Origin of the sequence: Proteus columbae (assembly GCF_002777965.1) — a bacterium.
GTDB lineage: Bacteria > Pseudomonadota > Gammaproteobacteria > Enterobacterales > Enterobacteriaceae > Proteus > Proteus columbae.
The window spans coordinates 92010-106556 of the sequence record NZ_NGVR01000002.1 but is presented as its reverse complement, the minus strand read 5'-3'; the positions used below and the strand labels follow the sequence as shown (position 1 = coordinate 106556).

Here is a 14547-nt window from a genome sequence, read left to right as displayed (position 1 = left end):
TAGCATTTATAAAAGTAGAAGGAAGTGAAGAGATGAGCACAACACCAATAACTGTTTCAATTCAGTTTGTTGAACAAGAGCATTATGCTCAATGGTTGCCACATTGGTTAAGTTATCAAGCATTTTATAAAGTTGAATTATCAGAAGAGACAACATTAAAAACATGGGCACGTTTTTTTGATGAAAAAGAGCCTGTTTATTGTGCTGTAGCAATGGAAGGTGAAAAGGTATTGGGTTTTGTTCATTATCTTTTTCATCGTTCAACATGGGCTGAAAGTGATTTTTGTTATTTAGAAGATTTATTTGTTTCACCAGATACTCGTGGACGCCACGTAGGTAAGCAACTTATTGAGTTTGTTAATCAACAAGCAAAACAGCGTGATTGTGCTCGTTTATATTGGCATACACAGGAAACCAATTTACGCGGTCAACGTTTATATAACTGGGTGGCAGAAAAACCGGGTGTAATTGAATACCGTATGGCGCTGTAAAAGAGCGTTAGATAGGGCAGATAGGGTATAAAAGAGATGGCAAAACTTACCATCTCTTTTCTGAGTTAGGGTTATTTATTAGATTTAATTTGGGTTAATTAAACTCTTGTTGGCAATAGAACTCATTGCCAACTTTTTTTGCTTCTTCACAAGCTTGTTTCATTAATTCGTCAGCTTTTTGCTTATTTGGTTCGATAATATGATATTGACCAGAGAACATAAAAGAGGCCATTGCTTGAGCAAATCCTTCAAAAGTCATTTCATTGGCTTTTGCAAACCACATATTCGCTTTCTCAGTATCTACAGGAACATTACCAACCCCGCTATAAAGAACACCTAACCAAATCGGAGCATAAACAAGTTCTGGTTGATGAGTTGCTGCGGCTTCTTCTAATAATGCAATTGCTTTTTTGTAATCTGTTTCACCCGATAAAGGTGCTATCAGAGCTGTTGCTAGACTTATTTTTCCTCTTATGCTTCCTTTATTTGCTGCAACTGTTGCTAATTTTCTTGCATCAACATAATGGTTTTTAAAATAAGGGTCAGTATTAAATAAATAGAGATCAGCAAGTAGTGCGTAGGCATCGGCATAATCATTTTTTATGGCTTCATTGGCCCATAGTTGTGCATTAAAAAGATTTTTTTCTACGCCGGTTCCCATTAAATACATTTCGGCCAATCGATACTGAGCTTGCGCATTATGGTTTAGTGCTTCTGTGCGGATTTGTTCAAACTCTCTTTTTTCTTGTTCTTCAAAATTAGCATGCACAGAAAAAGAGAAGAAAAGGGCCATTAAACTGATAAAGGTCGAAATAGATTTAATAAATGTCATGTAGAGTACCGTTTGTAATGATTTTGAAAATCTTACCAATAATAATGGTATAAAAGCAGTTTATTTCTTCGACTTAATCAAATAAATAACAATATTGGGAGAGCGATAATGGCGATTGACCTTAGCAATCTTGTCACTGAAAGTAGAAATTATAACAGTGAAAATATAGACACACTTTCAACATTAGATATGCTAAAAGTCATTAATAATGAAGATAAAAAAGTGCCATTAGCAGTTGAGAAAGCGCTACCTGAAATTGTTCAATTAGTTGATAAAGTTGCAATTGCTTTTTCTCAAGGTGGCCGCCTTATTTATTGCGGAGCAGGTACATCGGGACGATTAGGGATTTTAGATGCCAGTGAATGTCCTCCAACTTATGGTACACCTCATGAAATGGTGATTGGTTTAATTGCTGGTGGACATAAGGCTATTTTACAAGCTGTCGAGAATGCAGAAGATGATATCCAGTTAGGTGAACACGATTTACGCACACTTAATTTCAACGAGAAAGATATTTTAGTGGGTATCGCTGCAAGTGGCAGAACCCCTTATGTCATTGGCGCTTTAAATTATGCAAAATCATTAGGTGCTACAACAGGCGCAATTAGCTGTAATCCTGAAAGCCCTATTGCACAAATTGCGGATATCGCTATTACACCGATTGTGGGAGCAGAGGTGGTCACAGGATCATCACGAATGAAAGCAGGCACTGCACAAAAGCTTATCTTAAATATGATAACCACAGGTGCGATGATAAAAATTGGTAAGGTATTTGGTAATTTAATGGTGGATGTTGAAGCCACCAACGCCAAGTTGGTTGAGCGTCAAATTCGTATTGTAATGCAAGCCACAGAGTGTGAAAGAGCAATCGCTGAAGAAGCGCTATCGCAATGTCAGCGTCACTGTAAAACGGCGATTTTGATGATCTTAGCGGGTGTAGATGCACCTCAAGCCACGCAGATGTTGAACCAAAATAAAGGGTTTATTCGAAAGGCGTTGGGTGAGTGATTAAATAGTTTTAGTCTTTATCACTTAATTTTCTTAGGTATTGTGCTAACTGTTGGCTATTTTTAGCTCCAGTGGCTGCATCAACGGTTAAATTTTCCAATACATCATCAATATCTATTATTTTTATACCATTGCGATAAAGAAAAACCATAGTGACAAAAAATGCAGTTCGTTTATTACCATCATTAAAAATATGGCCTCGAGAAATGGCGATCCAATAGGTTGCAGCTAGCTCATAAATATCTGTTATTCCTTCATAATGAGTACGATTTTGTACTCTGTAAATAAGTGCTTCGGCTCTTCCTGGCTCTGGCATTCCTGCAACACCAGGAAGTTGTTTTAAGATCTTATCATGAAAAGCAATGACTTCTTTTGCACTTACCCAATTCATCGGTTTGTTAATGCCTTTATTGTATGCCCATGACGTTGCATTATTATATCGAATTCAGCATCCAGTTTTGCGTTTTGGTATGCTTCAAATTCAACCTTACTAATAACTACAGCTGATGTGCCATCTCTGCGAGTTATTTCTACAGGCTCACCATGAATAGCGGTGTCTAAAACTTCAGAAATATGAGCCCGAGCTTGAGTAGAGGTATAAGTATGCATAATATTTTCTCACATTATTTAATGTATATTTGAATTGTACATTTCAGGTGTACAATTTTCAATTTATAAAAATGAAGCTAACTAAAATTAGAAAATTGTTATAACAAAAAAGCCAGCAAATACAAGGTATTGGCTGGCTTAATGATAGGCTGTAAACAGCTAAGAAATCTTACTCGATATTTTGGATCTGCTCACGCATTTGTTCAATTAAAACTTTTAATTCAATGGCTGAATTGGTGACTTCAGTATTAATTGATTTTGATGCTAATGTATTGGATTCACGGTTAAATTCTTGCATCATAAAATCAAGGCGGCGACCTACCGCTTCTTTTTTAACGAGGATTTTGCGCGTTTCTTTAACGTGAGCCTCTAATCTATCCAGCTCTTCAGCAACGTCTAAGCGTTGTGCTAACATCACAAGTTCTTGCTCTAAACGATTATTATCAATTTGAACCTGCGCTTCTTCTAATTTGCTGGTTAAGCGTTCACGTTGCCATTGTAAGATTTCTGGCATTTGAGCTCTTACTTTGACGACTTCTGCGCTAACCGCATCTAAACGTTGTTCGATAAGTGCTTTGAGGGCTTGCCCTTCGGCTTCACGACTAGCAATAAAGGCATCGATTGCTAGATCTAATTCAGCTAAAAGCTCTGTGCCAATCGCATCTAAGTCTTGCTCTTGTGCTGAAATCACACCCGGCCAACGTAAAATATCAAAAGGGCTGATAGTGCCTTCATGGCTATGACTTTTTACCCAATTGGCAGAAACAATCAGTTGTTTCGCTAGATTTTCATCAAGATTAAGTTCGCCTTGAAAGCGAGCATTAAGATCAAAACGTAGGTTACATTCAATCTTACCGCGCGTTAAGCGATTACGTAGACGTTCACGAATAACAGGCTCTAAACTACGTAATTGCTCAGGTAAACGAATATAAGTTTCAAGATAACGTTGGTTTACGGAACGCAGTTCCCATGCAGCGCTACCCCAGTCTTTTTTAATGTCTCGGCGAGCAAAAGCGGTCATGCTACGGATCATAATAGGGTCTCAATAATGTAAAAGATGATACGATTATAACCCTATGCATCAATACAAGGATAGGCATAAGCCATTTTAGGTCGTATAATGCGCCCCCAATATGTCAGAGAAAGCGGAGATAACACCATGCGTCCAGCAGACAGACAAGCAAACCAAGTACGTCCTATTACCATTACTCGCCACTATACAAAACATGCTGAAGGTTCTGTATTAGTCGAATTTGGTGATACTAAAGTCTTGTGTAATGCCACTGTAGAAGACGGTGTACCTCGTTTTCTTAAAGGACAAGGGCAAGGATGGGTGACTGCAGAATACGGCATGCTTCCTCGCGCAACGAATAGCCGTAATGCACGTGAAGCGGCTCGTGGTAAACAAACGGGTCGTACTATGGAGATCCAACGTTTAATCGCTCGCTCATTACGTGCCGCTGTTGATTTAAAAGCATTAGGTGAATTTACCATCACTGTCGATTGTGATGTTATTCAAGCAGATGGTGGTACGCGTACTGCGTCTATCTCTGGTGCTTGCGTCGCGTTAGTCGATGCATTAAATAAAATGGTTGAAGAAGGCAAACTGAAAAAGAGCCCTCTTAAATCAATGGTAGCCGCTGTATCTGTGGGTATTGTTGATGGTGAACCATTATGCGATCTTGAATATGTTGAAGATTCGGCAGCAGAAACAGATATGAATGTGGTGATGATCGATGATGGACGTATGATTGAGGTTCAAGGTACGGCCGAAGGTGCACCATTTAGTCATGAAGAATTGCTTGCTCTACTTGCCCTTGCAAAGGGGGGATTAGAGAAGATATTTGAAGCGCAAAAAGAGGCGCTTAAGCAATAAATTTTATATTTAAGGCGACTGAGAAGTCGCCTTTTTTATGCCTAAAATTTGTCATCAAGTAACGTAGAGAGGAGAAAGAAATGAAAGCCTACCAACGCCGCTTTATCGAACTAGCATTAGCAAAAAATGTCCTGAAATTTGGTGAGTTCACACTGAAATCAGGAAGGGTGAGTCCTTACTTTTTCAATGCTGGTTTATTTAATACTGGGCGTGATTTGGCTTTACTGGGGCAGTTCTATGCGCAAACATTATTAGATAATAATGTTTCTTGTGATGTATTGTTTGGACCCGCTTACAAAGGGATACCTATTGCAACGACAACGGCAGTCGCATTGGTTGAACATCATGATATCGATATCCCTTACTGTTTTAATCGCAAAGAGGCTAAAGATCATGGTGAAGGAGGAACATTAGTAGGAAGTCCATTAAATGGTAATGTTGTGATTGTCGATGATGTCATTACAGCAGGCACTGCAATTCGTGAATCAATGGAAATCATCAAACAGCATGATGCAACGCTTTCTGCGGTGTTATTAAGTTTGGATAGACAAGAGAAAGGGCGAGAAGAACTTTCTGCAATACAAGAGTTAAAACGTGACTATCAATGCCAAGTGTATTCGATTATTACTTTGGATGATTTAATTAGCTACCTAAGTGAGAGCGAGACTCTGTCTGAGCATTTACCTGCGGTTAAAGCTTATCGTGAGCGCTATGGTGTGAATTAATAAAGTTAATACGCGATAAGCGAGTTGGTCGATTATAGATAAAAAAAAGCCCTCGCCCAATTATGGGCGGGGTGAGTAGTACAATGAATCTTCTGCGATAATTATCACAGATATTGAAATATAAAAAGGGCTTTTACAGCAGGGGCAAAGCAAGTCGCTAATGCCACAGTGTAGGAACTGCACGAGTGCCATTCCTGATAAATACATTTAGGTAACTGTGTACCAGAGGACGCATGTTAACACAAATAAGAAAAAAACGGCATATCTGTAAATTTCAAATTGTTGAGTTAAATCACGAGTCCATCATTTCATTGTAACTGTGCCAAAATTAATGGCCAACGGGCTTCAAATTCTTGAGTGGGTTGATAGCGAAATTCTGTGCGTACAAAGCGCGCTAGCATCCCTTCACAAAAAGCGAGTAGTTGTGAGGCAAGTAACGCTTCATCATGCAAGAAAGCACTACCTTCACGAATTTTACGCTCTTTAATCACTTGTCGTAGTTGAACCTCAATGCGTTCATAAAGTTGGTTTATTCGTCCTTGCAATCTGTCTTGTTCAAACATTAATGCATGACCAGTCAAAATACGAGATAGCCCTGGGTTTTTCTCAGCAAAACCGAGAATCAAGATAAGAATTAAGCGAATTCTTGCAACAGCGTCTTTTTCGTCTTTTAAAATCAAATTAATACGGGAGACTAAGCTATCTTCGATAAACTCAATTAAGCTATCAAACATTTTGGTTTTACTTGGAAAATGTCGATAGAGCGCGGCTTCAGATACGCCAACAGTTGCGGCAAGCTTCGCCGTTGTGATGCGCTGACTGCCGTCACTTGATTCCAACATTTGGGCAAGTGACTGTAAGATTTCATCCCGTCTATTTCTTTTCTTTTTGGTTTCTTTTTCTTCTGCCATGACTGATAAGGCCCCTGCTAAAAGCAAAACAAATCAGTAAACCTTTGCACTAAGGTTTTTAGTGCAAAGGGAGTGATATCGTCATTGATATAATTAATGCAAGACGTCTTTATTATTGGCGGCCGGAGTGACCAAAGCCACCGCTACCACGTTCCGTTGCGGTAAAATCTTCAACAATATTAAATTCAGCTTGAACTACGGGCACGATGATCATTTGAGCAATACGTTCACCCGGTTCGATGGTGAATGCTGTTTGACCACGATTCCAAACTGATACCATTAATTGACCTTGGTAGTCAGAATCAATCAGCCCAACTAAGTTACCCAATACAACGCCGTGTTTATGACCTAAACCTGAACGAGGAAGCACCATTGCTGCTAATCCTTCATCGGCAATATGTACAGCAAGACCTGTAGGTAATAATTCGGTTTGCCCCGGTTCAAGAACCAATGGTGCATCAAGGCAAGCGCGTAAATCTAAACCAGCAGAGCCTGTTGTGGCATAAGCAGGGAGTGGATATTCTTGACCAATACGTGCATCAAGGATTTTAACATCAATTTTTTTCATCATAATGTTTGGCTATCTCGTCAAGTAGGCGATGGCTAAGTTGCGCTTTACTACTGTGTGGTAAGCGCGTTTCTCCATTAGCCCAAATAAGGTGTAATGCATTATTGTCACTGTTAAAGCCTTGATTTTCTGCTGAAACATCATTGGCACAGATTAAATTGAGCTGCTTTTGTTCTCGTTTTTTGCGGGCATATTCTTCCACATTCTGGGTTTCGGCTGCAAATCCAACAACAAAAGGACGGTGTTCAACCATTTTTCCGACACTCGCGACAATGTCGGGGTTTTTTACCATAGTGATGGTGACTTCATCACCTTGTTTTTTTATTTTTTCAGTCGCGATAAGTTTAGCGCGGTAATCTGCAACAGCCGCACAACCAATAAAAATATCTTGTGAAGGTGCGATTAACATCACTTGTTCATACATTTCTTGTGCGCTTTCAACGTCAATACGTTTAACACAAGCGGGTGTCGGTAATGTGACAGGCCCTGCGATAAGCGTGACATCAGCTCCACGTAATGCGGCTGCTTGTGCAATTGCAAATCCCATTTTTCCTGAGCTATGATTACTGATAAAACGCACTGGATCTAAGGCTTCACGAGTAGGTCCTGCGGTTATCGTGATTTTTTTACCCGCAAAATCTTGTGACTGTAAAGCAAGTTGTTTTTCAGCTAATGAAACGAGTGCTAGAGGATCTAACATTCGGCCCGGCCCTACATCACCACAAGCTTGACTACCAGCGTCAGGCCCCCAAATTAAACAGCCACGTTGCTCTAAAGCAGATAAATTTTCTTGTGTAATTGTGGCTCTGTACATTTGTTGATTCATTGCAGGCGCAATAGCAATAGGTGCGCTACTCGCTAAACAGAGTGTGGTGAGTAAATCATTTGCCATACCCACTCGTAAACGTGCAATAAGATCGGCAGTGGCGGGGGCAAGTAGAATTAAATCAGCCCATTTGCCTAATTCAATATGTCCCATAGCGGCCTCTGCGGCAGGATCAAGTAAATCATCCGCAACAGGAAAACCAGAAACCGCTTGTAGTGACAAAGGTGTCACAAATGCATGAGCTGCAGGTGTCATTACAACTCGCACAATTGCGCCTTTATCACGTAAACGGCGTACAAGTTCTGGTGCTTTATAGGCCGCGATACCACCACTGATACCAAGAATAATCTTTTTGTCGTGAAGTGTAGTCATGATGAAATGCCTAAGTACATAAATAATTGTCCGTAATTTTACCACAAGGTAATCGTGAATTCGGAATTCTATGTAACTTCATGTTTTATAGGTTAAATTTTTGCGATGCATCTCGCATAAATTTTAGGTGTGTCTTTTTTATACAAGATTAGCAGTTTATAGTAAATTAACTGTATAAAACAACAGTTGTTTTGCGATTAGCATTTAATGATGAATAATGCTTCACCTAAATCCTAATGCTTATGTGAATAAATAAAATAGATCATTAATACCACGCCTTTACTTATTAAGGAGTCCATGGATGGAAAATCAATCGGTTAGTGAGCTTTTACCTAGAGAAAAACTATTACTTTATGGCGTGGAATCACTCACAGATATTGAGTTATTGGCGATCTTTTTACGTACCGGTACTTATGAAAAATCTGTATTAGAGTTGGCTGCTTTTTTACTTAAAGAGTGTGGTTCTCTTTATCACGTTATTAATGCTGATTATGAAACATTAGGGCGTTTTAAAGGCGTTGGTGTGGGAAAGTTTACCCAGTTGCAAGCTATCAATGAAATGGCACAGCGTTTTTCCACAACACAATTTATGTATAAAAATGTACTTTCTTCTTCTGAAGATACGAAGTATTACTTACAAAAATTACTTCATTGGCGAGAGCGAGAAGTGTTTGTGGTGTTGTTTCTTGATAGTCAAAATCAATTGATTACATATGAAGAGATGTTCAAAGGCACAATTAATCGTGTTGAAGTGCATCCGAGAGAAATTGTCCGTCAATCGATAAAAAAGAATGCAACATCTATCATTCTTGCTCATAATCATCCTTCTGGTCATTCAGAACCAAGCCTTGCAGATAAACAGTTGACTGAAAAAATTTTTACCGCTTGTCAGTTGGTTGGTGTAAATGTACTCGATCACCTTGTGATAGGGCATGATAGCTGTGTTTCTTTTGCAGAACGTGGTTGGCTATAGCAAATATTTTTGCAATTATTGTCAATCTTTATTTGTACGGGTCTTGAGCGTTGAGGCCATTGGGCGTATACTACGCCACCTTTGAGGATCTTGGGTTTGGCGAGAAGAGCCTATCTCAGCAAGTTTTTTCTGAGGTGTTAACACAGTTTTTCAATCGTTAAAAGTTGCTGAGATGGGCTCCAAAGCCTGACGAGGCGGTCAAACCTGATATTAAAGCTCGAGCTGATTAGATTTTTGGAGAATAGACATGTCCCGAGTCTGCCAAGTTACCGGCAAGCGTCCTGTGAGTGGAAACAACCGCTCTCACGCATTAAACGCGACTAAACGCCGTTTTCTGCCAAACCTGCACTCTCACCGTTTCTGGGTTGAGTCTGAGAAACGTTTCGTAACTCTGCGTGTATCTGCTAAAGGTATGCGTGTGATTGATAAGAAAGGCATCGAATCTGTATTAGCAGATTTACGTGCCCGTGGTGAGAAGTTCTAAGGAGCTGAAAAATGGCTAAAGGTATTCGCGAGAAAATTAAACTCGTTTCTTCTGCTGGTACAGGTCACTTCTATACCACTACGAAGAACAAACGCACTATGCCAGAAAAACTGGAAATGAAAAAATTCGATCCAGTTGTTCGTCAACATGTGCTTTATAAAGAAGCTAAAATTAAATAATTTTAGTTTTCTTAAAAAACCCGACCTTAGTGTCGGGTTTTTTGTTATCTGGAGCCTGCTAAGTATAACAAAGTAAAGCTATTGTGATCTTCGCTTGCTCTTTAGTTATACTATGGCTCTTTTGAGTCATCAGGTGAATGGATTGCGGATGAGTAAGTCAGCACTATCAATATTACATACAGAATCATCTTGTGGGTGGGGTGGTCAGGAAATTCGTATACTGACGGAATCTCAAGGGATGATCCGCAGAGGGCACCGAGTTGCATTAGTGTGCTGTCCTACATCCAAAATTGCTAAAGCAGCACCTGATTATGGTATTGAGGTTTTCACATTACCCATTGAGAAAAAACGCGGTTCAGCATTAAAAGCACTTCGCCAATGGTTGAAATTACATCATCATCAATTTGATGTTATCAATACTCATAGTTCAACTGATGCATGGTTAGTTGCCGCTTCTTGTGCCACATTACGCCATTCACCCGTTGTTGTTCGAACTCGTCATGTTTCTACTGATGTTTCACGTTCATTACCAACACGATGGCTTTATCTTTCATCCAGTGCCCATATTGTGACAACGGGTGAAAAATTACGCCAGACACTCCATCAGCATAATAAATTTCCATTAGAAAAAATGACATCAGTTCCTACGGGCATTGATTTACAACGTTTCTTCCTGCAAGACAAACAACAAGCTAGAGAGAAAATTGGAATCCCGAATAAACCGACATTAGGTATTGTTGCGACTATGCGGGTGTGGAAAGGGCATAAATATTTAGTAGAAGCATGGAAATCATTGCATCAGCAGTTTCCTAGTTGGCAATTAATTTTTGTTGGTGATGGACCTCAACGTAAAAATTTAGAACCGATGGTGAAAGAGGCGGGATTAGAACAAAGTATTTTCTTTCTTGGTAATCGTAATGATGTGCCTGATTGTTTAAACGCAATGGATCTCTTTGCGTTACCGTCTTTTGGTAATGAAGGCGTACCGCAAGGTATTATGCAAGCAATGGCATGTGGTTTACCTGTGGTTTCTACAACAGTGGGAGCTATTAGCGAAGCTGTGATAGATGGTAAAACTGGTTTCACATTGGCACCACAGGAGCAAGAGACACTGACAAACCATTTAGCTAAATTAATGAGCTCAGATGAATTGCGTGAACAGATGGGAAAAGCAGCGCTTGAACATGCCGTTTCACGATTTGGTTTAGATAATATGTTAGATAAGATGGAAAGGATCTTTATTCAGGCAATCAATGATAAAAATAAATCAGTATGATTAATGTTGATAATAAAGTCGTGAAACGATTATCTCTATTATCAACTTGGTGTATTCATCTTATTGATGAATATTTGTAATACTTTTTAGTGTATAGTCTGAGAAGTAAATGTATCATTTAAGCCAAATAAAGAGCATATGGATCCAAAAAATATATTGGTTATAGCGGTAGCGCGTTTTGGTGATACATTACTTATCACTCCTGTTATTCATGCCCTAAAACAGCGTTGGCCTAATGCTCATATTCATGTATTTGCACATAAACGTAGTGCATGCATTCTTGAGCATAACCCTGATATTGATAGTATTAGACATTTTTCTAAAAGAAATGCTGTTTGGTCTGGTTGGTTACCTCATAAGCCTTATGATTTGGCTTTGGTATACGGTAGTGATCGTGAATTGGTGAACTATGCTCGTCGCCAATCTCATCATACCGTTGCTTTTGCTGACATTTCTCAGCAGCAAGGCAATGTAACTTGGGTTGCTCGCCCCAAGTCACCGATAGTTGCACAAAAAGAACGTGCTTTATTAATTAATGCATTAGGGATTTATCCGAGTTGTTGGCAATTGCGTTACTTTATCAGTGAGGAAGAAGCAGCTTTTGCGCAACAGTTTTTAAAAGATAATTCATTAATTAATAAGAATATTATTGGCTTTCAACTGCAAAGTTTTCCGGCTAAAGCCTATAGAGATTGGCCTGTGGAAAATTTTCTGCAATTAGCAAAACAGATTATTACCCATGACGAGAGTACGTACTTTTTGCTATTAGGTAGTAAGGAAAGTGAACAATTATCCATTGATTTAGCTAAAAAAATAGGTGAACAGCATTGTTTAGCCTTAGCGGGTCAAGTTTCAATGCGACAAAATGCGGCAATTATGGCGAATTTATCGCTTTATGTTGGGGTAGATACAGGACCTACACATTTAGCTGGGGCTTTAGATATCCCAATGGTGGCGTTATATCATAGTTATCATCCAGGGTGTTATTTAGCGCCATTACAGCATTCTTGTTGCCAGGTTATCCAACATCCAACGTCGTTGGAAAATGCCCGTCGTGAAGATAATATGGCTGATATATCAGTCGAAAAAGTGTGGGATGCAGTGCGTAATATCATTGATGGAATGAAGGTGAAAAAGTAATCCATGAAGATCGGTATAATTGATGTCACAATCACCATGTCTTATGGCGGGATCCAAACAGCCGTTTGGGAACTGGCTAAGCAATTGCATGATGCTGGGCATGAAGTTCATCTTTATGGTGGCAATGGCAATATCCGACATAATCTGGCAGGACGCCAAATACAAATACATACTTACCCTTATACACCGCGAGATAAAGTTATTGATCTTGGTGGGCGTTTTCGCCGTATTGTCGAGCGCTACACTTTTGCTCGACACGCTAAAAAAGATGTTATCAGTCAAAATTTTGATTGGGTTATTTTAACGAAGCCTTTTGATTTTTTTTGGCCTTCTATGATGCCTAAATCATCCTCAACTCGCTTTTGCTATATGAGTGGGGGAACAAGTTTTTTTAAAGGCGATCGCAAATTAGGTAAAAAGATTTCAGCATGGGTAGCATGTAGCCATTTTAATGCTTGGCAAATTCAACATCATTTTAAGCAATTCCCTAGTGTAATTTATAATGGTGTGGATATTGAAAAATTTAAACCTATGACTACCTCGTTACGTGAGCAATTAGGGATCGCTGGGTCTACTTTTTTACTCTCATTTGCTGGACGATTAGTCGGTTGGAAAGGCTTGAGTGTCGCAATCGATGCTATAGAGCAGTTAAAAGGTGAAGATGTTAAGCTCTTGATTATCGGTGTTGGTGATGATCTTGAGCGATTAAAAAAGAAAGCTATTTCTAAAGGTATTGCAGAACAAGTTATTTTTCATCAACCCGTTGAACATAATCAATTACCAGAGTTTTATGCAGCAAGTGACGCTGGTATTTTCCCAAGCACAGGAGATGAAGCCTTCGGTATTACGATTGCAGAAGCAATGGCATGTGCTAAACCCGTGATTGCCAGTCATATTGGTGGTATTCCTGAAGTTGTGGGCAATGAAGGTACTGCTGGACTCTTAGTCGCCCCTGGTAATGCAGACGAAATTGTGATGGCAATTAATCATCTTCGCCAATTACCCGATAGAGGAAAAGCAATGGGCGAGAACGCACGTTTACGTATAGCAACACGTTATACTTGGCAACATTCTGCGCAACGTTTATTACAGGCATTGGCGTCATAATAATGAAGATTGCCTATCTTGATCCTTACCCGGTTCCTGACTTACGAGTTGCTTCCTTGCAAATCTTGCAAAATGTCGATGCTTTTGCCAGAGCGGGCGCACATGTCACTTTAGTCACACCAAAAGGGCAATATCGGGATAGCGATATATTGGGTCGTTCAATTCATGCTAATGCAAGTTTAGTTTCCTTAAGAGATATTCGACGTAAATGGTATTTTCCATTTAATTCACAAAAACTTTTCTCATTACAGATAGCTCGCTGGATTAAGCAAAATAACGTTGATGCGTTGTTTACCCGTAATTTAAAACTGGCTTGTTATCTTTGTGAAAATTATCCAGAAATCCCTCTCTTTTTTGAAAGTCATGAAATATTTGCGCAATCTTTTGCAGAGTCTCATTCATTTGAGAAAAAAAAGAATCGTGTGAAATATCATAAGCTATTAAAAATGGAGAAGTTGGTTTACAGCCAAGCGACAGGTATTTTTGTTCTTACTTCATTACTCAGAGATGATATTGTGTCGCAGTATCAAATTACTACACCAATAACCGTTGTGCCAGATGGCGTGGATTTACATGCAGTAGCGGATAGTCAGATAGCTGCCCCTAAATTAAATCAACCTATTACAGAAGTGCTCTATTTGGGAAGTTTGCATAAATGGAAAGGTATTCCCACCATGATGCGAGCAATGAAATACCTTGATAATGCACGATTGAATATCGCAGGGGGAACGCCTGAGCAAATTGGAGGATTAACCTTATTAGCACAAGAAATGGACGTAAAAGATAAGGTCAATTTCTTGGGATTTATTGATCCGAAAAAACGCTTTGAAGCGATTGCTCAGCACGATATCTGTGTACTTCCACTTACGTTAACCAGTATCGGAAGTCGTTATACTTCGCCACTCAAGTTATTTGAGTATATGGCGATGAAAAAACCAGTGGTAATTTCAGATTTTCCTTCAATTCGTGATGTTGTAGATGAAAAAGCGGTAAGTTTTGCAGATAGTGGCGATGCACAAAGTTTTGCAAAACAGATAATACAATTAAGAGATAATCCACAGCGCGCAAGTGAAAAAACAGCTCATGCCCGCTCATTAGTTGAAAATTATTACAACTGGGATAAACGGGCTGAGGTTATTTTAAAGACAATAGAGACGTTAATTCAGTGAT

At 39.3% G+C, this 14547-nt stretch carries 18 protein-coding genes; 11 read left to right on the top strand and 7 right to left on the bottom strand.

Features of this window, described 5'->3' with window-relative positions; translation table 11 throughout:
- The first annotated feature begins 32 nt into the window (after nt 1–32).
- Nucleotides 33–491, top strand: a complete 459-nt coding sequence (locus tag CBE70_RS00525) for a GNAT family N-acetyltransferase (protein ID WP_100157776.1) — start codon at nt 33–35, stop codon at nt 489–491.
- Nucleotides 492–585: 94 nt separating this feature from the next.
- On the opposite strand, the gene CBE70_RS00520 is transcribed toward CBE70_RS00525, so the two are convergent.
- Nucleotides 586–1323, bottom strand: coding sequence for a tetratricopeptide repeat protein (locus CBE70_RS00520; RefSeq protein ID WP_100157775.1), 738 nt, complete (start codon nt 1321–1323; stop codon nt 586–588).
- Nucleotides 1324–1431: 108 nt separating this feature from the next.
- Between CBE70_RS00520 and murQ the strand changes: the two genes are divergently transcribed.
- Complete coding sequence (gene murQ / locus CBE70_RS00515; protein WP_100157774.1) at nt 1432–2331, top strand: N-acetylmuramic acid 6-phosphate etherase; 900 nt, start codon at nt 1432–1434, stop codon at nt 2329–2331.
- Nucleotides 2332–2341: 10 nt separating this feature from the next.
- Here murQ and CBE70_RS00510 read toward each other — a convergent pair whose 3' ends face one another.
- The 3 genes from CBE70_RS00510 to CBE70_RS00500 form a co-directional block, all read right to left on the bottom strand.
- The gene (locus tag CBE70_RS00510; RefSeq protein WP_100157773.1) at nt 2342–2722 is read right to left on the bottom strand and encodes a type II toxin-antitoxin system death-on-curing family toxin; all 381 of its coding nucleotides are present in this window, start codon (nt 2720–2722) and stop codon (nt 2342–2344) included.
- Nucleotides 2719–2940 carry a type II toxin-antitoxin system Phd/YefM family antitoxin gene (locus CBE70_RS00505; RefSeq protein WP_072070471.1) on the bottom strand — a complete coding sequence of 74 codons (222 nt, stop codon included), beginning with the start codon at nt 2938–2940 and terminating at the stop codon, nt 2719–2721. The genes CBE70_RS00510 and CBE70_RS00505 overlap by 4 nt, the downstream gene beginning before the upstream one ends.
- 169 nt (nt 2941–3109) lie before the next feature.
- Nucleotides 3110–3973 (bottom strand): YicC/YloC family endoribonuclease, encoded by an 864-nt coding sequence (locus CBE70_RS00500; protein ID WP_099073910.1) that lies wholly within the window; start codon nt 3971–3973, stop codon nt 3110–3112.
- A 126-nt stretch (nt 3974–4099) separates the two neighbouring features.
- On the opposite strand from CBE70_RS00500, the gene rph reads away from it, so the two are divergent.
- Nucleotides 4100–4816 carry a ribonuclease PH gene (gene rph, locus CBE70_RS00495; protein WP_072064701.1) on the top strand — a complete coding sequence of 239 codons (717 nt, stop codon included), beginning with the start codon at nt 4100–4102 and terminating at the stop codon, nt 4814–4816.
- Nucleotides 4817–4896: 80 nt separating this feature from the next.
- A complete protein-coding gene (pyrE, locus tag CBE70_RS00490) occupies nt 4897–5541 on the top strand; it encodes an orotate phosphoribosyltransferase (RefSeq protein ID WP_100157772.1) in 645 nt (214 codons plus the stop codon).
- Between the two features lie 308 nt (nt 5542–5849).
- On the opposite strand, the gene slmA is transcribed toward pyrE, so the two are convergent.
- The 3 genes from slmA to coaBC all read right to left on the bottom strand — a co-directional run bounded on the left by slmA (nt 5850) and on the right by coaBC (nt 8218).
- Nucleotides 5850–6452, bottom strand: coding sequence for a nucleoid occlusion factor SlmA (gene slmA, locus CBE70_RS00485; RefSeq protein ID WP_023583381.1), 603 nt, complete (start codon nt 6450–6452; stop codon nt 5850–5852).
- Between the two features lie 112 nt (nt 6453–6564).
- Nucleotides 6565–7023 carry a dUTP diphosphatase gene (dut, locus tag CBE70_RS00480; RefSeq protein WP_006534255.1) on the bottom strand — a complete coding sequence of 153 codons (459 nt, stop codon included), beginning with the start codon at nt 7021–7023 and terminating at the stop codon, nt 6565–6567.
- Complete coding sequence (coaBC, locus tag CBE70_RS00475) at nt 7007–8218, bottom strand: bifunctional phosphopantothenoylcysteine decarboxylase/phosphopantothenate--cysteine ligase CoaBC (protein WP_100157771.1); 1212 nt, start codon at nt 8216–8218, stop codon at nt 7007–7009. Before coaBC ends, dut begins: the two co-directional genes overlap by 17 nt.
- A 301-nt stretch (nt 8219–8519) precedes the next feature.
- Between coaBC and radC the strand changes: the two genes are divergently transcribed.
- From radC to CBE70_RS00435, 7 genes are all read left to right on the top strand, one after another.
- On the top strand, nt 8520–9191 hold the full coding sequence (gene radC, locus CBE70_RS00470; protein ID WP_100157770.1) for a RadC family protein: 672 nt from the start codon (nt 8520–8522) through the stop codon (nt 9189–9191).
- Nucleotides 9192–9438: 247 nt separating this feature from the next.
- Nucleotides 9439–9675 carry a 50S ribosomal protein L28 gene (rpmB, locus tag CBE70_RS00460; protein WP_036914542.1) on the top strand — a complete coding sequence of 79 codons (237 nt, stop codon included), beginning with the start codon at nt 9439–9441 and terminating at the stop codon, nt 9673–9675.
- An 11-nt stretch (nt 9676–9686) separates the two neighbouring features.
- On the top strand, nt 9687–9854 hold the full coding sequence (gene rpmG, locus CBE70_RS00455) for a 50S ribosomal protein L33 (RefSeq protein WP_006534250.1): 168 nt from the start codon (nt 9687–9689) through the stop codon (nt 9852–9854).
- Between the two features lie 148 nt (nt 9855–10002).
- Nucleotides 10003–11130, top strand: a complete 1128-nt coding sequence (locus tag CBE70_RS00450) for a glycosyltransferase family 4 protein (protein ID WP_100157769.1) — start codon at nt 10003–10005, stop codon at nt 11128–11130.
- Nucleotides 11131–11268: 138 nt separating this feature from the next.
- Entirely contained in the window at nt 11269–12270 is a 1002-nt protein-coding gene (locus CBE70_RS00445) for a glycosyltransferase family 9 protein (protein WP_100157768.1), read from the top strand.
- A 3-nt stretch (nt 12271–12273) separates the two neighbouring features.
- Nucleotides 12274–13377: a glycosyltransferase family 4 protein gene (locus CBE70_RS00440; RefSeq protein ID WP_100157767.1), complete on the top strand. Its 1104-nt coding sequence runs from the start codon at nt 12274–12276 to the stop codon at nt 13375–13377.
- Nucleotides 13377–14546 carry a glycosyltransferase family 4 protein gene (locus CBE70_RS00435; protein ID WP_100157826.1) on the top strand — a complete coding sequence of 390 codons (1170 nt, stop codon included), beginning with the start codon at nt 13377–13379 and terminating at the stop codon, nt 14544–14546. The genes CBE70_RS00440 and CBE70_RS00435 overlap by 1 nt, the downstream gene beginning before the upstream one ends.
- Nucleotide 14547: the final 1 nt, after the last annotated feature.